Here is a 20,205-nt window from a genome sequence, read left to right on the forward strand (position 1 = left end):
AAGGTATAAAGGCAAATGAAAGCAACGTGTTTGTAGTGTTGTAGTGATGGACAGCCCGCAATGCCCCTTACCGGCTCGAGAACTCGCTGCGCTCAGACACACTCGCCGATAAACACGCATTGCTGACTGTTCTTGCAGTGACCTTTGGATAGTAGAAAATAGATAAAAAAACAACTATAGAAAACGGCAGAAGATTGAAAGTAAAGGGCGCTCTGGCTCTGCCCTAGCGAAGGTGTTTGAGCGCAGCGAGTTCTTGAGCTGGGCTAGGTAGATCGCCCTGAGCAAGGGCTGGCTTTAAGTACGCTTGGCTTGGACAAAAGAAAGTTCACAATGCGTTGAAACGCTGCATACCAAATTTAGTTACTTTAGTTTTGGCTAAGAAATATGACTGTTTTGTGACTATCGGGACTGTAGGAGAGCTCAAGGAAAATTTAAGATTACTGCTCTGGTCTTAACGTTGGATTTAAAAATAGTGTTTAAGTATGTCCTTTCAATATTAGTCTTCATGCTATGTCTTACTGTTTTCGCCGAACAGCTGTCAATAATCACCTCCGAAGCCGGACCAATAGAATGGTCGCAAAATACGATATTGTTACTGGCGTTGATTGCTTGGCTTGCTGTTACCATTCGTCAGCGAAAAACGGGGAGTGGTAGTTTTAGTTTTGTCTTTTCTGGTTTTTTTTCGATATTAAGTTATGGCGTACTTGGTCGAGAATTAAGTTGGCTAGAAGTTCTTGGTGTTAGTGAGCATATTGCTGAAATTATTGAGTTAGCATCAATTATCTTTGCCGTATTGATACTTACCTTGCTTGCGTATATTTGGTTTAAAGATACAGATAGCTATAAAAAATCTTTAGCTGATTGGTTTAAAACCAGTGCTTTTTTCTATCTACTATTTGCGCTTTTCTTTGTGTTAGTGGGTGATGTTTTTGAGAAAAAATTAATCCCTGTCCATGAATATCGTTTGTATGAAGAAATGGCAGAACTCACGGGTTATATCTTTCTATTAGTTGCTGCTTTATGTGAATGGCCTTTACGTTTTCTTCAGCGTAAAGAATAATTTATTCTGCATACACTCACCTAGAAAAATAATTTGCGCAAAGAATATCAAAATGAGGGTGGCTTTTTAGCGCACCCTTTATTCCAGTCTAACAACTACCTAAACCCGGTAAAATCGATCTTCATTTTGCTACAGGCGTTTAGCACATTAAGCCAAAGTCAGTTACTGAAAGTACAGTTAACTTAAAATAAACAGCTAGCAGATCAAAGAATACTGTGACACATTACCGCCGAAAATTTATTAACAATTAAGTGGTGTATAAATTGGATCGAAATATACCGGCTATGTTTTTACTTGTATGTGGTAATGCCGTAGCCATGATATCCGATGTTTTTATTAAAGAGTTTGCTCACCAAGTTTCGGTCCCGCAATTTGTCTTGCTAAGAACACTTATTACTATTGTCTTTTTGCTGCCATTTTTAAAACTATCGCACAGCGATGGATTAATGACAGGCTGGAAAGTACTGCTATTACGAGCTCAAGTAAGCGTGTTTGGTATCATTTGTATGGTGGTGTCGCTTAAGTATCTCTCTCTCGCATCCGCTAATGCTGTGTTTTATACCGCCCCTATAATGGTGAGTTTAATGGCGGCTATTTTTTATCGGGAAAAATTAACTCCTGTCAGTGTCACTTCGGTATTTCTTGGCTTTATAGGCGTGCTGCTTATTTTGCGGCCAACCAGTGTTGAGTTAGCGAGTTTGTCGGCATTAGGCGTTGCGGTTTCTCAGGCGGTTGCAATTGTTTTAGTTAAAAAATTGCCGAAAGAAAAATCACCGATTGAATCACTTTTCGTCATGCATCTGTTTATGGTGCCGGCGTTATTATTGTTGTCTTTGTTTGTATGGCAGCAGATAACGCTCGGTGCGTTGGTGGGTGCATTAGGATCTTCAATCTTTATCGTCTGCTACAACCTTGCGGTGTTGTTTGCCTATCGTATGGCGGAGGCTAATAAAATTGCGAGCTCCGAGTACACCGGTATGCTTTGGGCAATTTTAGCCGGTTGGCTATTCTTTAGTGAGGTTCCAGATCTTTGGGTCTTGTTAGGCTCTGGACTCATTATTTGTCCCTTGGTTTGGCTTGCTTATATTGATCGATCAACTAAAAAAGCTATCGAACTTAAGCAGTTGCATGGTGTTGCAGGTGATTGAGCGATAGCTATAAATAATAAGCCATAAAAAAAGCCCGATTGTTGAAACAATCGGGCTTTTTAGTAGGTGTAAAGCGCTAATTATTTAGCTGAGTTACGCTCTTTAACTTCTGCAATAATTGTTTCTGCTACCGAGGCAGGGCACGGTAGGTAGTGGCTGAACTCCATAGAGAATTGACCACGACCAGAAGTAATAGTACGTAAGTGGCCGATATAACCAAACATTTCTGATAATGGAACGTCTGCTTTAATACGAACACCCGTAGCACCAGGTTCTTGGTCTTTGATCATGCCACGACGACGGTTAAGGTCACCGATAACATCACCAACATTGTCTTCTGGTGTGAACACATCAACTTTCATGATTGGCTCAAGAAGTTGCGCGCCAGCTTTAGGAATTGATTGACGGAATGCACCTTTTGACGCAATTTCAAAAGCTACTGCTGATGAGTCAACTGCGTGGAAGCCACCGTCATATAATTCTATTTCAACGTCCAGTACTGGGAAGCCAGCAAGAACACCTTCTTCCATCATCGATTTAAAACCTTTTTCGACAGCAGGGAAGAATTCTTTCGGTACGTTACCACCAACAACCGTAGACTCGAATTTGAAGCCAGAACCAGGCTCACCCGGTTTAATACGGTAATCAATTTTCGCGAATTGACCAGAACCACCAGACTGTTTCTTATGGGTATAAGAGTCTTCGATTTCACGGGTGATCGTTTCACGGTAAGCCACCTGAGGTTGACCTACTTCAAGCTCAACACCGTAAGTACGCTTAAGGATATCGACCTTAATATCAAGGTGAAGCTCACCCATACCTTTAAGGATGGTTTCGCCTGAATCTTCATCAGTTTCAACTTGGAAAGAAGGATCTTCTGCAACCATTTTACCGATCGCGATACCCATTTTCTCAGAGCCGCCTTTATCTTTAGGCTTAACAGCAATAGAGATTACTGGCTCAGGGAAGATCATAGCTTCAAGAGTACATTCATGCTTAGGATCACAAAGAGTATGACCTGTTTGAACGTTCTTCATGCCTACAACCGCTAAAATGTCACCAGCTTGCGCTTCTGAAATTTCGTTACGGTCATCTGCTTGCATCTCAACCATACGGCCGATACGTTCAGTCTTACCCGTTGCAGAGTTAAGTACGGTGTCGCCTTTTTTCATCACACCTGAGTAGATGCGGATAAAAGTAAGAGCACCAAAGCGGTCATCCATAATTTTGAACGCTAATGCTTTTAATGGCTCTTCAGCAGATACTGTTGCTACTTCACCAGTCGGCTCACCCGTTTCTGGATCAGTTAGAGGTTGAGGATCAACTTCAGTCGGAGATGGTAAGTAATCAACAACAGCGTCAAGAACGTTTTGAACACCTTTGTTTTTGAATGCAGAACCACAGAATGTTGGGAAGAACGTAAGATCACGAGTACCTTTACGGATACAGGCTTTGATTTGCTCTTCAGTTGGCACTTCGCCTTCCATGTAAGCCATCATCAAATCGTCGTCGACTTCAACGGCGGTTTCGATTAATTGCTCATGGTACATGTCAACATCATCAACCATGTCCGCAGGAACATCAGTTATTTCGTAGTTCTCAGGAAGACCAGTATCGTCCCAAACATAAGCTTTCTTAGTCAGAACGTCTACGACACCAACGAAGTCATCTTCACGACCGATTGGTAATGTCATAACTAATGGGTTTGCAGCAAGTACGTTTTTAACTTGATCTACAACGCGGAAGAAGTCGGCACCCATACGGTCAAGCTTGTTGACGAAGATGATACGTGCAACTTCGGAGTCATTTGCATAACGCCAGTTGGTTTCTGATTGTGGTTCAACACCACCAGAGCCACAGAATACACCGATGCCACCGTCAAGAACTTTAAGAGAACGGTAAACTTCTACTGTGAAGTCAACGTGTCCAGGGGTGTCAATAACGTTTAAGCGGTGATTTTTCCACTCACACGTTACGGCAGCTGACTGGATAGTAATACCACGTTCAGCTTCCTGTTCCATGAAGTCAGTCGTAGACTCGCCATCATGTACTTCACCGGTTTTATGAATTTTACCGGTTAATTTCAAAATACGCTCAGTTGTCGTTGTTTTACCAGCGTCAACGTGAGCGAAAATACCAATGTTTCTGTAGTGAGATAGATCTGCCATGGTTGCTCTCAAAATAATATAGTCAGGATAAAATCGAGCGGTACTATACAGGAAAGTGAGAAAATTTTTAGCTTATCTTGCAAAGTTGTTTAAAACTTCGGCGATTATTTGTAAAAATTTCCGTTTTAACTCGTATTTGGCTGATATCAAGCCGGAATTTCATAGAAAAAGGGCGGTGTGTGGAACAGAAAATTAGGCTTTTGAGTGTAATGTCGGACGGTGCATTAAGGTCGGGTCCGAGTTTAGCTGAAGAGCTAGGCGTCACTCGTGCAACCGTATCGCAGTGGATTCAAGCATTAGAAGGCTTGGGCTTGGAATTCAATAAGGTTAAGGGTAAGGGGTATAGGCTGTGTACGCCGGTGCAGTTGTTGGATCGTCAGCGCCTCGTTGCGGATTTAACATCTAAGGCGACAGATGCCTCGTTCGCAGTGGTTGATGTATTGGCCCAAACGCACTCCACCAACAGTGTCGCCCTCGATGCCGACTATAAAACAGGACGTTGGCACCTGTATGCTGCAGAGCACCAAACGGCGGGGCGAGGCCGAAGAGGGCGTGTTTGGCAAAGTATGCCCTGTACTAATTTGATGTTTTCACTTGGCTACCAGGCGAGCCTACCAATGAGCTTAATCTACCTATCGAGTTTAATCGTGGGTTATGCCATTGCAGATGAACTGAATCAGCGGTATCAGATAGACGCCAAAATAAAGTGGCCTAACGACATCTATATAGCGGATAAAAAACTCGCTGGCGTGCTGTGTGAGCTTAAGGGGACGCCTGCAGATGAAGTTCTACTGGTTCTTGGCGTTGGTATTAACTTGCTGGCGCGCCCTGTCTTAGCGTCCGACCCTAATGCCGTAGTGGCTAACATGCCGACTTCTCTGGCCGAGGTTTTCGGTGGTGATATTGATCGGACTTCATTATTGGCGGCACTGGTATCTCGCATTGTAGGTGTTATGGCTGATATAGACCGCCTTGGCGTTGCGTGGTTTATCGAGCAATGGTCTCGTTTGGATATGCTGCAAGGTCAGCCATTGAGGTTGATTAAAGGAAGTGATTGTTATCAAGGGTTGGGTCGAGGTATCGATGAGGCTGGGCAGTTGAGGGTTGAGACTGAGCATGGCGAGGTTTTGCTATTTAATGGTGGTGAAGTTTCGGTGCGTCGGGCGGATGCCTAGCTATTTAGTGGTTAACAATGTCTATCGGCTGAAAGGCATACTTTAGTTTGGCTCTCAGTCATGAAATATGAGGTTGTAAAAATATAAAGTTATGGGCGTTATTAAATGAAGTGGATATTGATGGTGTTGGTTGTGTTTAACCTTAGCTTTGTTGGCTATCAGTTCTGGTATTCAAACCAGCAGGCTCAAGGTGGCGCTGATGATACATCTGCATTGATTAACAACTTAGCGTTAAGTGCATCGCAAAAGCAGAGATTAGAGGCAAGCGGTTTATCGGTGTTGGCTCGTGGAGTAACCGAGGAGTCTTTTTGTATTCGTATCGAAGGTTTAACTCAGTCTGGTAATTTTGACATAGCGCAATCGCGTTTGGGTGCCATTGAAATATATCCGGTATCTGCAGAGAAGGGTGATGGAGAAATAACTATTCGCCCGACAGCAGAGTCTTTTGTTGACCTGCAATCGTTAGAAGCTTTGCTGAGTGACCTCGGTGATTTGGAATTTATTCGATATCGGTGCGATTAGGCTTGCAATTGCAAAAATATAGCACTAATATGCGCGCCTTCGCGCTACGCGAGGGATGGGCAAAGTTGAGATTTGGTGTCTAAGTGCTTGTTCTAATTGGAAAACTTCTAAATTTGAAGTTGACAGTCAGAATAACCTCAGGCAGACTTTGCGCCCGTTTGGAGGGGTTCCCGAGTGGCCAAAGGGAGCAGACTGTAAATCTGCCGCGTAAGCTTCGATGGTTCGAATCCGTCCCCCTCCACCATTTTCTTCTTCGGAAGGAAAGGCATGCGGGTATGGTACAATGGTAGAACCTCAGCCTTCCAAGCTGATGATGCGAGTTCGATTCTCGCTACCCGCTCCAACTGGTGTTTTGCTCGCGTAGCTCAGTGGTAGAGCACTCCATTGGTAATGGAGAGGTCATGAGTTCAAATCTCATCGTGAGCACCATATTGAAATTTGTTAAGGCAGGCACTAAAGTGACTGCCTTTTTGGCATTAGTGAAATATAAATAGTTAACCCTGAAAAGGCGATTGATATGGCAAAGGCTACATTTGAGCGTACTAAGCCCCATGTAAACGTGGGCACAATTGGTCACGTTGACCACGGTAAAACTACTCTAACAGCTGCGTTGACGCGCGTGTGTTCTGAGGTTTGGGGCGGCGAAGCGATCGACTTTGCTGGTATCGATAATGCTCCTGAAGAGCGTGAGCGTGGTATTACTATCGCGACTTCGCACGTTGAGTATGATTCTCCAACTCGTCACTACGCACACGTTGACTGTCCTGGACACGCCGATTATGTGAAAAACATGATTACTGGTGCTGCTCAGATGGATGGTGCAATTCTTGTTTGTGGTGCAACTGACGGCCCTATGCCTCAGACTCGTGAGCACATCTTGCTTTCAGGTCAGGTTGGTGTTCCGTACATCGTTGTATTCTTGAACAAAGCTGATCTTCTTGCTGAAGATTGTGGCGGCGTTGATTCTGAAGAATATGCAGAGATGCTAGAGTTGGTTGAGATGGAAATTCGTGATCTTCTTTCTCAGTATGAGTTCCCTGGTGATGATGCTCCTATCATTGCGGGTTCTGCATTGATGGCTCTAGAAGGTAAAGATGAGAACGGTCTAGGTACAACGGCTGTTAAGTCTCTAGTTGAAGCTTTGGATTCTTATATTCCTGAGCCAGAGCGTGCTATTGATATGCCGTTCTTGATGCCTATCGAAGATGTATTCTCGATTTCTGGTCGTGGTACTGTTGTAACGGGTCGTGTTGAGCGCGGTATCGTTAATTCAGGCGACGAAGTTGAAATTATCGGTATCAAAGAAACAACTAAGACTACTGTAACTGGTGTTGAAATGTTCCGTAAGCTGCTTGACGAAGGTCGTGCGGGTGAGAACATTGGTGCATTGCTACGTGGTACTAAGCGTGAAGAAGTTGAGCGTGGTCAGGTTCTAGCTGTTCCTGGTTCTATCACTCCTCACACTAAGTTCGAGTCTGAAGTTTACGTACTAAGCAAAGATGAAGGTGGTCGTCACACTCCATTCTTCAAAGGTTACCGTCCACAGTTCTACTTCCGTACAACTGACGTAACTGGTGCTTGTGAGCTTCCAGAAGGCGTAGAAATGGTTATGCCTGGTGACAACATCAAGATGGTTGTTACTTTGATTGCACCGATCGCGATGGACGAAGGCTTGCGCTTCGCTATCCGTGAAGGTGGCCGTACAGTTGGTGCGGGCGTTGTTGCTAAAATCATCGAGTAATCGATAGTTTTACGACTTCAAAGGGTGCTTCGGCACCCTTTTTGGTGGAAGTGTTGTATTTGTCGGCACTTTTGCTCGTTAAAGTATCTTCTTGGGTTGGCTGGATATTTTGTTGTAATTTCAATAAGATAGCTCGCCTGTTCCTAAGGGGTTGTCCTTCTGATGACCTTATTTCTTTCAGGATGCTTTAACTCTTGTAAGTGGGTGGTCTTTGGCGTAAAATCCGCCGCCCTATTTACGCACTAGGCCAGTAGTTCAATTGGTAGAGCGTCGGTCTCCAAAACCGAAAGTTGGGGGTTCGAGTCCCTCCTGGCCTGCCATTTTTTTTATTGATAGCTCAGGTATTTATCTAAATGAATGCAAAGGTGTCGCCCTCCAGTAAAGTAATGAGCTTCGTGAAGTGGCTTGTTGTTTTTGTTTTGATTGTGTTGGCTATAGGCGGTAACTACTACTACTCTGAACAGCATTTGATCTTACGTGTTGTTGGTGTGTTGTTGCTGTTAGGTGTTGCGCTCGGTGTAGCGTTAACTACTGAAAAAGGCCGGGCGATATCTAGGCTGCGTAAAGAAGCGTGGACAGAAATTCGTAAGGTTGTTTGGCCGACTCGTCAAGAAACTCTTCAGACAACATTGATTGTTGTTGTTTTTGTGGCCGTGGTAGCTTTAGTGCTCTGGTTGGTTGATATGCTTTTGGGTTGGGGCGTTTCTTTCATTATTGGATAAAAGGGTTGGCAATATGTCTAAGCGTTGGTACGTGGTTCACGCATACTCGGGCTACGAAAAGCGCGTCGCCGGTTCCTTAAAGGAGCAGGTCGAACTGCAGAATATGCAGGATATGTTTGGGGAAATTCTTGTCCCAACAGAATCTGTCGTCGAGATGCGTGACGGCAAGAAGCGCAAAAGTGAGCGCAAGTTCTATCCAGGTTATGTTTTGGTTGAAATGGATATGAACGATGAATCTTGGCATTTGGTTAAAAGTACGCCAAGAGTTATGGGCTTTATTGGTGGTACTGCCGAAAAGCCTGCACCATTAACCTCTAAAGAAGCTGATGCTATTTTGCAGCGGGTTAAAGAGGGTGCAGATACACCGACTCAGAAAACTATTTATGAGCCAGGTGAAGTTGTTCGCGTTATTGATGGTCCGTTTGCTGACTTCAATGGCACGGTCGAAAAAGTGAATTACGAGAAGAGTCGCTTGCAGGTCTCTGTTTCTATCTTTGGGCGTGCGACGCCAGTAGAGCTCGAATTCTCACAGGTTGAAAAGAGCTAACTAATTAAAATCAAACCCAGCTTATGCTGGGTTTGTTGCATCTTTATGGAAAGTATAAAGAATCAAGTAGGCGGGGAGCAGTAATGCGTTTGGACCCATTAAGAGGAAGCTATAATGGCTAAGAAAGTAGAAGCTTATATTAAGCTGCAAGTTAAGGCCGGTCAGGCCAACCCAAGTCCACCGGTCGGTCCTGCACTAGGTCAGCACGGTGTGAATATCATGGAATTCTGTAAGGCGTTTAACGCAGAGACTCAAAGTTTAGAGTCTGGCTTACCAGTTCCAGTTGTTATTACTGTTTATGGTGACCGTAGCTTTACGTTTGTTACCAAAACACCTCCAGCAGCTATTCTGCTGAAGAAAGCGGCAGGCATCCAAAGTGGTTCTGGTCGTCCAAATACTGAGAAAGTTGGCAAGGTGACTCGCGCTCAGCTTGAAGAAATTGCAACGGCTAAAGACCCTGATTTGACTGCGTCAGACATGGATGCAGCGGTTCGTACAATTGCGGGTACTGCTCGCAGCATGGGTCTTAATGTGGAGGGTGTTGAATAATGGCTAAGTTATCAAAGCGCGCTCAATTAGCAAAAGAGAAGGTAAATCCTACTCAAGCTTATTCATTCGATGAAGCTGTTGCGATCATCAAAGAGCTTGGTACTGCTAAGTTCAAAGAGTCAGTAGATATTTCTATTAACTTAGGTATCGACGCTCGTAAATCTGATCAGAACGTACGTGGTTCTACTGTATTGCCAAACGGTACTGGTAAAGACGTTCGTGTAGCTGTCTTTACGCAAGGTGCTAACGCTGAAGCTGCTAAAGAAGCAGGTGCAGACGTTGTTGGTATGGAAGATCTTGCAGAAGCGATGAAAGGTGGTGATCTTAACTTTGGTGTTGTGATTGCCTCTCCAGACGCAATGCGTGTTGTTGGTCAGCTAGGTCAGGTTCTAGGTCCTCGTGGTCTTATGCCTAACCCGAAAGTTGGTACAGTAACCGCTGACGTTGCAACGGCTGTTAAAAACGCTAAATCTGGTCAAGCACGTTTCCGTACTGATAAGAACGGTATTATTCATGCTTGCATCGGTAAAGTAGATTTTGACGCCAATGCAATTAAAGAAAACGCAGAAGCATTAATCGCTGACCTTAAAAAGTTAAAGCCAGCATCTGCTAAAGGCGTTTATCTTAAGAAGATTTCTCTTTCTAGCACAATGGGTCCTGGTGTAACCATCGATCAGGGTTCGTTGAGCGTTTAAGAACTTTGGGGCGCAGCCTTTTAGGCTGCGCAGTCAAAGACCGTAGGTGAACTTAGGTTTTAGTTTCTAAATACTTTGGTTCTTAATTTCCTACGCAGACGGTAACCCGAGCCCAAATTATTGAGCTTACTCTGTTGCCGTTAAAACAGGTCAACTTGCAAAAGTTGAAAATAGGTTGACCCTTTATAGGGTTGTTAATAGGAGATTTTTCAGTGGCACTGAATCTCGAAGGCAAAAAAGCAATTGTTGCGGAAGTAGCCGAGCAAGCACAAGGCGCGTTATCAGCTGTAATCGCTGACTCTCGCGGCGTTGCAGTTAATGATATGACTGCTCTACGTGCAGCTGCTCGTGAGAATGGCGTATGGCTTAAGGTTGTACGTAATACTCTTGCTCGCCGTGCAGTTCAAGGGACTTCTTATGAAGGCCTAGCGGACTCATTTGTAGGTCCGACGCTGATCGCATTTTCGATGGAGCACCCAGGCGCCGGCGCGCGTATTCTGGCTGACTTCGCTAAAGAAAACGATAAGCTTGAATTGAAAACAGCGATGTTCGAAGGTGAAGTTACACCTATCGCAACATTGGCAAGCTTGCCAACATACGACGATGCTATTGCTAAGCTAATGATGGTCTTGAAAGAGGCTTCTGCTGGCAAATTGGTACGTACATTGGCTGCTTTGCGCGACCAAAAAGAACAGGAAGCAGCTTAAGTCTTATTGCTTAAGTTTTGCTTATTAACGGTTTAACGAGGCATAAAGCCTCAACAGATTAGGAAATTAAGTCATGTCTCTGACTAAAGACGATATCATCAATGCAGTTGCAGAAATGTCAGTTAAAGATGTTGTTGAACTGATTGAAGCAATGGAAGAAAAATTCGGCGTATCTGCAGCAGCAGCTGTTGTTTCTGGCGGCGGCGCTGGTGGCGAAGCAGCTTCTGAGCAAACAGAATTCGACGTAATTCTTACTAGCGGCGGCGACAAGAAAGTTAACGTTATTAAAGCAGTTCGTGAAATTACAGGCCTAGGCTTGAAAGAAGCGAAAGGCGTTGTTGATGGTGCACCTGCTCCTGTTAAGGAAGGCGTATCTAAAGACGAAGCTGAAGAAATCAAAGCTAAGCTTGAAGAAGCTGGCGCAAGCGTAGAAGTTAAGTAATTTACGCTATTGAATGGGGACTTTCTCATTCAATAACCCATGGCTGGTAGCGAAATCGTTACCGGCCTTTTCCTGTCTTAACGGGATTGATTTTTTTCTGGCGGCAGGTCGCTGGAATTGGACATTGCGTAAATGCGCAACGGGCTCCTAAAGACGGAGCGACAGGACGTCAACGTCGGGGTTATTAGATTCGTCTGCTGATAACCGTTTTTCCGATAAGCCGCATGTGCGGTTCAACCACACAGACACACCGTTGGTGAACAAGCTGGGGATTGCTGATGGCATACTCTTACACCGAAAAAAAGCGAATTCGCAAGAATTTCGGCAAACTAGAACCAGTTATGGATATTCCATACCTACTGGCGATACAGTTAGACTCCTACCGGAGTTTTTTACAGTCTGAATTAGAAGCAGCTCAAAGACAGGAAACTGGCTTACACGCTGCGTTTAAATCCGTATTTCCAATTGTCAGTTATTCCGGCAATGCAGCGCTAGAATACGTGAGCTATGGCCTTGGTAAACCGGCTTTTGACGTCAAAGAGTGTCAATTGCGTGGTGTTACTTATGCTGCTCCGTTACGCGTTAAGGTGCGTCTGATCATTTATGATAAGGACTCACCGAGCAAAGCGATCAAAGACATTAAAGAGCAAGAAGTGTACATGGGTGAAATCCCTCTGATGACCGATAACGGTACTTTTATCGTTAACGGTACAGAGCGTGTGGTTGTTTCCCAGTTGCACCGTTCGCCGGGTGTCTTCTTTGATCACGATAAAGGCAAAACCCACAGTTCAGGTAAGCTGTTACATTCTGCGCGAGTGATTCCTTACCGTGGTTCTTGGCTTGATTTCGAATTTGATCCGAAAGATCAGGTGTTTGTTCGTATCGACCGTCGTCGTAAATTGCCAGCAACGATTTTGTTGCGCGCGCTTGAGTACACCAACCAAGAAATCTTAGACATGTTCTTTGATCGAGTTGAGTTCAGCGTTGGCGAAGAAGCGATCGAAATGACCGTCGTTGCTGATCGTCTGCGTGGCGAAACGGCAGCGTTCGAAATCAAAGACAAAAAAGGCAATGTTATTGTCGAAGAAGGTCGACGCATCAATGCTAAGCATTTGCGTGAACTGGATAAAGCAGGTCTTGATAAAGTTGAAGTGCCAGACACTTGGCTACTAGGTCGTGCTTTAGCGACGGATCTTATCGATACTGCCAGTGGCGAAATTATTGCTAACTGTAACGACGAAATCACGACTGAGGTTTTGGAAGCGTTACGCAGCAGTAAAATCGAGAAATTTGAAACACTTTATACCAATGACTTGGATTGTGGTTCATTCGTTTCTGACACGCTTCGTTCAGATCCAACCAGCACGCCGTTAGAAGCGTTGGTTGAAATCTATCGTATGATGCGCCCAGGCGAGCCACCAACAAAAGAGTCTGCAGAGACACTTTTCCAAAATCTATTCTTCTCTTCAGATCGTTACGACTTATCTTCGGTTGGTCGTATGAAGTTCAACCGTCGTTTGGGTCGTGATATCGACACTGGCGAAGGTATTCTGAGCCGTGAAGACATCGTTGATGTACTGAAAACCCTGATCGATATCCGTAACGGTAAAGGTCAGGTTGATGACATCGACCACTTAGGTAACCGTCGTGTTCGTTCTGTTGGTGAAATGGCCGAAAACCAATTCCGTGTTGGTTTGGTGCGTGTAGAACGTGCAGTGCGTGAGCGTTTGTCTATGGCTGAAAGCGAAGGCTTAATGCCACAAGACTTGGTGAACGCTAAGCCTGTTGCTGCTGCGATCAAAGAGTTCTTTGGTTCGTCTCAGTTATCTCAGTTTATGGATCAGAACAACCCGCTTTCTGGTATTACCAACAAGCGTCGTGTTTCGGCGTTAGGCCCAGGTGGTCTTACCCGTGAACGTGCTGGCTTCGAAGTTCGTGACGTACACCCGACTCACTATGGTCGAGTATGTCCGATTGAAACGCCAGAAGGTCCAAACATTGGTCTAATTAACACGCTATCTACTTATGCGCGCACTAACAGTTACGGTTTCTTAGAAACGCCGTACCGCAAAGTAGAAAACGGCAAAGTAACCGACGAAATCGTTTACTTGTCTGCGATTGATGAAGCTAAGCACACCATCGCTCAGGCCAACGTTCCAATGAACGAACAAGGCATGATTCAGGGTGAATTCGTTCAGGTTCGTCATGAAAATGAATTTACCATTGCACCGGTCGAGAAGATTGACATGATGGATGTATCACCTCGTCAGGTGGTCTCTGTTGCAGCGTCATTGATTCCGTTCCTGGAGCATGATGATGCTAACCGAGCATTGATGGGTTCGAACATGCAACGTCAGGCAGTGCCAACGCTAAAATCCGATAAGCCACTTGTGGGCACCGGTATTGAGCGTAACGTCGCTGTTGACTCTGGTGTTTGTGTTGTTGCTGATCGTGGCGGTATTGTTGAATATGTTGATGCCTCTCGAATTGTCGTCAAAGTAGCTGGTGATGAAATCACCGATGGCGACGCCGGTGTTGATATCTACAACCTGACCAAATACACCCGTTCTAACCAGAATACCTGTATTAACCAACGTACTATCGTACGTCAAGGTGACACCATTGCACGTGGTGACGTTCTTGCCGATGGTCCGTCAGTTGATTTGGGCGAGTTAGCACTGGGTCAGAACATGCGTATCGCATTTATGCCTTGGAACGGCTACAACTACGAAGATTCGATTCTGGTTTCAGAGCGAGTTTCACAAGAAGACCGTTTCACATCGATCCACATTCAAGAACTGACCTGTATCGCCCGTGATACTAAGTTAGGTTCTGAAGAGATCACTGCGGATATTCCAAACGTTGGTGAATCTGCACTAAGCAAGCTTGATGAGTCCGGTATTGTTTACATCGGTGCAGAAGTTGGCGCAGGCGATATTCTGGTTGGTAAGGTGACGCCTAAGAGCGAAACTCAGCTGACGCCAGAAGAAAAACTATTGCGTGCTATCTTCGGTGAAAAAGCATCCGATGTTAAAGACACCTCGCTACGCGTTAAAGGAGGCATGCGCGGTACCGTTATTGATGTTCAAGTTTTCACCCGTGACGGTGTTGAGCGTGATCAGCGCTCTAAAGACATTGAGCGTCAAGCGTTGGAAGAATTCCGCAAGGATCTAAACGCAGAGTATCGCATTGTTGAAGACACTATCTTTGAGCGCCTTGCAGCGTCACTAACCGGTGCTGCGGTATCGGGTGGTCCTGGTTTAAACAAAGGTGATGCACTGAGTGCTGAGTACTTAGCTGCTCTGCCACGTGATGACTGGTTTAAATTACGCCTGCAAGATGAAGCATTAGCGGCTCAATTAGAAGGTGCCGAAGCGCAACTTAAAGAGCGTAAAGAAGATCAAGAAGCTCGCTTCGACGATAAGAAACGCAAACTGCAATCGGGCGATGACCTACAGCCAGGCGTATTGAAAGTCGTCAAGGTTTACCTTGCTGTTAAACGTCGCATCCAGCCGGGTGATAAAATGGCCGGTCGTCATGGTAACAAGGGTGTAATCTCTGTAATCATGCCGGTTGAAGATATGCCATACGATGAAAAGGGTAACCCTGTTGATGTGGTTCTTAACCCATTGGGTGTACCGTCTCGTATGAACGTTGGACAGGTACTTGAAACCCACTTAGGTGCAGCAGCGAAAGGCCTAGGTGAGCGTATCAATGAGATGATTGAAGAAGAGCGTAATGTTACTGAATTACGTGATTTCTTAGATCGCATCTATAACCAAAGCGGTCTTGGTCACCATACCGAAGCGTTGTCTGATTTCAGCGATGAAGAAATCAAAGAGCTTGCTCACAACCTTCGTAAAGGTGTACCGATTGCAACTCCGGTGTTCGACGGTGCTAAAGAAGAAGAAGTGAAAGAATTGCTTCGTCTTGCAGGTACTTCGGATACAGGTCAGATCCAATTATGGGATGGCCGTACCGGTGATGCGTTTGAGAACAGAACAACCGTTGGTTATATGTACATGCTGAAATTGAACCACTTAGTGGACGATAAGATGCATGCTCGTTCAACGGGCTCTTACAGTCTCGTTACTCAACAACCATTGGGTGGTAAAGCTCAATTTGGTGGTCAGCGCTTCGGTGAGATGGAAGTGTGGGCACTGGAAGCTTATGGCGCTGCCTATACCCTTCAGGAAATGCTAACTGTGAAGTCGGATGACGTTGCAGGTCGTACTAAGATGTATAAAAACATCGTTGACGGCAATCACAGCATGGAACCTGGAATGCCGGAATCTTTCAACGTATTGGTGAAAGAGATCCGCTCGTTGGGTATCGATATGGAACTCGAAAACGAAGAGTAGTTGAGTCTAAAAGTGATTGAACGGTGGGCAGCCTGATGGCTGCCCTGTTGCCAACTCCCCTCGGAGCTGAAACATGAAAGATTTATTAAACCTGCTTAAAACACAAGGCCAAGCCGAAGAATTCGATTCCATTCGCATTGGTCTCGCCTCGCCAGACATGATCCGTTCATGGTCGTTTGGTGAAGTTAAAAAGCCGGAAACGATTAACTATCGTACCTTTAAGCCAGAGCGTGACGGTCTGTTCTGTTCGCGTATCTTTGGCCCGATGAAAGACTATGAGTGTTTATGTGGTAAATATAAGCGCTTAAAGCATCGTGGTGTTATCTGTGAAAAATGTGGCGTTGAAGTAACTCAAGCCAAAGTGCGTCGTGAGCGCATGGGTCACATTGAGCTAGCTGCACCGGTTGCACATATTTGGTTCTTGAAATCGCTACCGTCTCGTATCGGTTTGATGCTAGACATGACGTTGCGTGATATTGAACGAATCCTGTATTACGAAAGTTTCGTAGTGATCGATCCAGGTTTAACCACCTTGGAAAAAGGTCAGCTGTTGACCGATGAAGAATACTACGAATCAATTGAAGAGTTCGGTGACGATTTCGATGCCCGTATGGGTGCCGAAGCGGTTCAGCGTTTGTTGGAAGCCATTAATCTTGAAGCAGAGATTGCTCAGCTTCGTGAAGAGATTCCAGCAACCAACTCTGAAACTAAAATTAAAAAGCTTTCTAAGCGCTTGAAGCTGTTAGAAGCCTTCCACAAATCGGGTAATAACCCTGAGTGGATGGTCATGACCGTTCTTCCGGTTCTACCACCTGATTTGCGTCCATTAGTGCCGCTAGACGGCGGTCGTTTTGCGACTTCAGATCTGAACGATCTGTATCGCCGAGTGATTAACCGTAACAACCGTCTGAAGCGTTTGTTAGAGCTTTCTGCACCAGACATCATCGTGCGCAACGAAAAGCGTATGTTGCAAGAGTCTGTTGATGCGTTATTAGATAATGGTCGTCGCGGTCGTGCGATTACCGGTTCTAACCGTCGTCCATTGAAATCACTTGCTGACATGATTAAAGGTAAGCAGGGTCGATTCCGTCAAAACCTTCTTGGTAAGCGTGTTGACTACTCTGGTCGTTCGGTAATTGTTGTTGGTCCTACATTGCGTCTACATCAGTGTGGTCTGCCTAAGAAGATGGCTCTTGAGCTCTTCAAGCCATTCATCTTCTCTAAGCTTGAGCACCGTGGCCTAGCGACAACAATTAAAGCCGCTAAAAAGATGGTTGAGCGTGAAGAAGCCATCGTTTGGGATATCCTAGATGAAGTGATCCGTGAGCACCCGGTTATGCTTAACCGTGCACCAACACTTCACCGTTTGGGTATTCAGGCATTCGAACCTGTATTGATTGAAGGTAAAGCCATTAACTTGCACCCATTGGTGTGTGCGGCCTATAACGCCGACTTTGATGGTGACCAAATGGCTGTGCATATTCCGTTGACGCTTGAAGCGCAATTGGAAGCACGTGCACTGATGATGTCGACCAACAACATCTTATCACCTGCCTCAGGTGAGCCGATTATCGTGCCGTCGCAGGACGTTGTACTTGGTCTTTACTACATGACTCGTTCGCGCATTAATGCGAAGGGCGAAGGCATGGTGTTCTCGAACATCGAAGAAGTTCAGCGTGCTTACGGTGCAGGCCAAGCAGCATTGCAGGCTTTGGTGAAAGTTCGTATTCGCCAAGTGGTGCGTGATGAAAATGATCAGCTAGTTGAGAAAATTGCAGTTGAAGAGACCACAGTTGGTCGTGCAATTCTGTTCTCAATTGCGCCAGATGGTATGGCATTTGAGCTGTTCAACAAGCCGATGAAAAAGAAAGCGATCTCTGCCTTGCTTAACGAATGCTATCGTTCAGTTGGTTTGAAAGAGACGGTTATCTTTGCTGACCAAGTTATGTACATGGGCTTCAGCTATGCAACCAAGTCAGGTTCTTCTATTGGTGTGAATGACTTTGTTATTCCGCAAGCTAAGTACGACATTCTTGCCGCTTCTGAAGCAGAAGTTCAGGAAGTTGAAGAGCAGTTTATTCAAGGTCTGATTACTCAGGGCGAGAAATACAACAAGGTGGTTGACCTTTGGTCACGCGCTAACGACCAAATTGCTAAGGCAATGATGGAAGGTATTTCGAAAGAAACTGTGATCGATCGTGACGGCAATGAAGTTGAGCAAGACTCGTTCAATGCGGTCTTCATGATGGCGGACTCTGGTGCTCGTGGTAGTGCCACTCAGATTCGTCAGCTTGCCGGTATGCGTGGTTTGATGGCTAAGCCAGATGGCTCCATTATCGAAAACCCGATTAAAGCAAACTTCCGTGAAGGTCTATCGGTTGGTGAATACTTCAGTTCAACCCACGGTGCGCGTAAAGGTTTGGCCGATACGGCATTGAAAACAGCATCGTCTGGTTATTTGACTCGTCGTCTAGTTGACGTATCACAAGATGTTGTAGTGACTGAACAAGACTGTGGCACAGAAGACGGTATCACCTTAGAGCCAGTGATCGACGGCGGTGATGTTGTTGTACCATTGAGCTTGCAAGTATTGGGTCGTGTGCCTGCGGTTGACATTGTTGACCCATCAACAGGTGAAGTCGTTGTCCCTGCCGGTACTATGATTGATGAGAAATTAGTCGAAAGCGTTGATGGTTTAGGTGTTGATAGCATCAAGGTGCGTTCTTCCATTACCTGTGAAACTCGCTTCGGTATCTGTGCTAAATGTTACGGTCGTGACTTAGCACGTGGTCACCTGATCAACATTGGTGAGGCTGTTGGTATTATCGCAGCACAATCCATTGGTGAGCCAGGTACTCAGCTTACCATGCGTACGTTCCACATTGGTGGTGCGGCATCGAGCTCATCCGCGGTCGATAACGTTCAAGTTCGTCAGGCTGGTACTGCGCATTTGCATAACGTTAAAACCGTTACCCGTGAAGACGGCCACCTTGTGGTTGTTAGCCGTTCAGGTTTGTTGGCGATTGCCGATGAGCATGGTCGTGAGCGTGAGCGTTATAAGCTGCCATACGGTTCAGAAATTTCAGTTAAAGAAGGTGCATCAGTTGATGCTGGCGACGTTATTGTTCGTTGGGATCCGCACACACACCCAATCGTATCTGAAGTATCTGGTAAGGTTCAGTTTATCGGCATGGACGAAGGCGTTACCGTTAACCGTAAAGTGGATGAGCTAACCGGTGTGAGCACGACTGAGATTATCCCTCAGGCGCAGCGTAACGCGACCGGTAAAGAGATTCGTCCATTGATTAAGTTGATCGACGAAAATGGTAACGACATCCTGATCGGTAATACCAATCAGCCGGTTCAGTACTTCTTGCCGGATGGCGCGCTACTTAGCTTAACTGATGCTTCCGAAGTGAAGGTTGGTGACGTTATTGCTCGTATTCCACAAGCGTCTGGCGGTAACAAAGATATTACCGGTGGTCTGCCACGTGTTGCTGATTTGTTCGAAGCGCGTAAGCCAAAAGAGTCTGCCATTCTGGCTGAGATCTCAGGTACCTTCACCTTTGGTAAAGAGACCAAAGGTAAGAAGCGTATCGTGATCACGCCGACAGATGGTTCTGAAGGCTACGAAGAGCTGATTCCAAAATGGCGTCAAATGAACGTATTTGAAGGTGAACAGGTTGAGAAGGGTGAAATCCTTTCCGACGGCCCAATGAACCCGCACGATATTTTGCGTGTTCTAGGTGTTGAGGCATTAGCCAAGTACATCGTCAAAGAGATTCAAGAAGTTTATCGCTTACAGGGCGTAATTATTAACGATAAGCACATCGAGGTTATTTGCCGTCAGATGTTGCGTAAGGCATTGATTACCGACAGTGGCGAGACTGAGTTCATTAAAGGCGACCAAGTTGAATACATGAACTTACTGGAAGGTAACGACCAAGCAGAGTCCGAGAACAAGCAAATTGCGAAGTTTGAACGTGTTCTACTGGGTATTACCAAGGCATCGCTTGCTACTGAATCCTTTATTTCAGCAGCATCGTTCCAGGAAACAACTCGAGTTCTTACAGAAGGTGCGGTAACCGGTAAACGTGATTACCTGCGCGGCCTGAAAGAAAACGTTGTTGTAGGCCGCCTGATTCCAGCAGGTACAGGTCTTGCGTATCACGCAGAGCGTAAGCGTAAACGTCTAGAGCGCACCGGTGAAAAACCATCGATCAGTGCTCAGGAAGTCGAAGCAGCGCTAAGTGAAGCGTTAAACAAATAGTCAGCTATTGACTAAGAAATGCGCGATAACGTAAAATCGCGCACCCTTCGGTACCCGAGTGGCTTGGCTTCTCGGGTACCGTTCGTAATGAGAAGTGA

General features: G+C 45.5%; 15 protein-coding genes and 4 tRNA genes. 17 read left to right on the plus strand and 2 right to left on the minus strand.

Annotated elements, in window-relative coordinates; genetic code table 11:
* The first annotated feature begins 457 nt into the window (after positions 1-457).
* The gene (locus tag FME95_RS12325) at positions 458-1,060 is read left to right on the plus strand and encodes a hypothetical protein (protein ID WP_147714808.1); all 603 of its coding nucleotides are present in this window, start codon (positions 458-460) and stop codon (positions 1,058-1,060) included.
* A 284-nt stretch (positions 1,061-1,344) separates the two neighbouring features.
* Positions 1,345-2,208 carry a DMT family transporter gene (locus FME95_RS12330; protein WP_187265531.1) on the plus strand — a complete coding sequence of 288 codons (864 nt, stop codon included), beginning with the start codon at positions 1,345-1,347 and terminating at the stop codon, positions 2,206-2,208.
* Between the two features lie 80 nt (positions 2,209-2,288).
* Here FME95_RS12330 and fusA read toward each other — a convergent pair whose 3' ends face one another.
* A complete protein-coding gene (fusA, locus tag FME95_RS12335) occupies positions 2,289-4,376 on the minus strand; it encodes an elongation factor G (protein WP_147714810.1) in 2,088 nt (695 codons plus the stop codon).
* A gap of 179 nt (positions 4,377-4,555) precedes the next feature.
* On the opposite strand from fusA, the gene FME95_RS12340 reads away from it, so the two are divergent.
* From FME95_RS12340 to tuf, 6 genes are all read left to right on the plus strand, one after another.
* Positions 4,556-5,551 (plus strand): biotin--[acetyl-CoA-carboxylase] ligase, encoded by a 996-nt coding sequence (locus tag FME95_RS12340; RefSeq protein ID WP_147714811.1) that lies wholly within the window; start codon positions 4,556-4,558, stop codon positions 5,549-5,551.
* 105 nt (positions 5,552-5,656) lie between these two features.
* Positions 5,657-6,073 (plus strand): hypothetical protein, encoded by a 417-nt coding sequence (locus tag FME95_RS12345; RefSeq protein WP_147714812.1) that lies wholly within the window; start codon positions 5,657-5,659, stop codon positions 6,071-6,073.
* A gap of 160 nt (positions 6,074-6,233) precedes the next feature.
* Positions 6,234-6,317, plus strand: a tRNA-Tyr gene (locus tag FME95_RS12350).
* Positions 6,318-6,342: 25 nt separating this feature from the next.
* A tRNA-Gly gene (locus FME95_RS12355) sits at positions 6,343-6,416 on the plus strand.
* 11 nt (positions 6,417-6,427) lie between these two features.
* A tRNA-Thr gene (locus tag FME95_RS12360) sits at positions 6,428-6,502 on the plus strand.
* An 88-nt stretch (positions 6,503-6,590) separates the two neighbouring features.
* Positions 6,591-7,814 (plus strand): elongation factor Tu, encoded by a 1,224-nt coding sequence (tuf, locus tag FME95_RS12365; RefSeq protein WP_147714813.1) that lies wholly within the window; start codon positions 6,591-6,593, stop codon positions 7,812-7,814.
* On the opposite strand, the gene FME95_RS13790 is transcribed toward tuf, so the two are convergent.
* Positions 7,804-7,938 carry a hypothetical protein gene (locus FME95_RS13790; RefSeq protein WP_281289424.1) on the minus strand — a complete coding sequence of 45 codons (135 nt, stop codon included), beginning with the start codon at positions 7,936-7,938 and terminating at the stop codon, positions 7,804-7,806. The genes tuf and FME95_RS13790 overlap by 11 nt on opposite strands.
* A 120-nt stretch (positions 7,939-8,058) precedes the next feature.
* On the opposite strand from FME95_RS13790, the gene FME95_RS12370 reads away from it, so the two are divergent.
* The 9 genes from FME95_RS12370 (at position 8,059) to rpoC (ending at position 20,107) form a co-directional block, all read left to right on the plus strand.
* Positions 8,059-8,134 (plus strand) — tRNA-Trp (locus FME95_RS12370).
* Positions 8,135-8,200: 66 nt separating this feature from the next.
* Complete coding sequence (secE, locus tag FME95_RS12375) at positions 8,201-8,536, plus strand: preprotein translocase subunit SecE (protein WP_246109383.1); 336 nt, start codon at positions 8,201-8,203, stop codon at positions 8,534-8,536.
* 13 nt (positions 8,537-8,549) lie between these two features.
* Positions 8,550-9,083 carry a transcription termination/antitermination protein NusG gene (gene nusG, locus FME95_RS12380; RefSeq protein ID WP_147714815.1) on the plus strand — a complete coding sequence of 178 codons (534 nt, stop codon included), beginning with the start codon at positions 8,550-8,552 and terminating at the stop codon, positions 9,081-9,083.
* Between the two features lie 114 nt (positions 9,084-9,197).
* The gene (rplK, locus tag FME95_RS12385; RefSeq protein ID WP_147714816.1) at positions 9,198-9,632 is read left to right on the plus strand and encodes a 50S ribosomal protein L11; all 435 of its coding nucleotides are present in this window, start codon (positions 9,198-9,200) and stop codon (positions 9,630-9,632) included.
* Complete coding sequence (gene rplA / locus FME95_RS12390) at positions 9,632-10,327, plus strand: 50S ribosomal protein L1 (RefSeq protein WP_147714817.1); 696 nt, start codon at positions 9,632-9,634, stop codon at positions 10,325-10,327. Before rplK ends, rplA begins: the two co-directional genes overlap by 1 nt.
* Before the next feature lie 212 nt (positions 10,328-10,539).
* On the plus strand, positions 10,540-11,034 hold the full coding sequence (gene rplJ / locus FME95_RS12395) for a 50S ribosomal protein L10 (protein WP_147714818.1): 495 nt from the start codon (positions 10,540-10,542) through the stop codon (positions 11,032-11,034).
* Between the two features lie 73 nt (positions 11,035-11,107).
* On the plus strand, positions 11,108-11,476 hold the full coding sequence (rplL, locus tag FME95_RS12400; RefSeq protein WP_147714819.1) for a 50S ribosomal protein L7/L12: 369 nt from the start codon (positions 11,108-11,110) through the stop codon (positions 11,474-11,476).
* Between the two features lie 278 nt (positions 11,477-11,754).
* Positions 11,755-15,837, plus strand: a complete 4,083-nt coding sequence (gene rpoB, locus FME95_RS12405; protein WP_147714820.1) for a DNA-directed RNA polymerase subunit beta — start codon at positions 11,755-11,757, stop codon at positions 15,835-15,837.
* Between the two features lie 73 nt (positions 15,838-15,910).
* The gene (gene rpoC / locus FME95_RS12410; RefSeq protein WP_147714821.1) at positions 15,911-20,107 is read left to right on the plus strand and encodes a DNA-directed RNA polymerase subunit beta'; all 4,197 of its coding nucleotides are present in this window, start codon (positions 15,911-15,913) and stop codon (positions 20,105-20,107) included.
* Positions 20,108-20,205 lie beyond the last annotated feature (98 nt).

Source organism: Reinekea thalattae (assembly GCF_008041945.1).
Taxonomy (GTDB): domain Bacteria; phylum Pseudomonadota; class Gammaproteobacteria; order Pseudomonadales; family Natronospirillaceae; genus Reinekea; species Reinekea thalattae.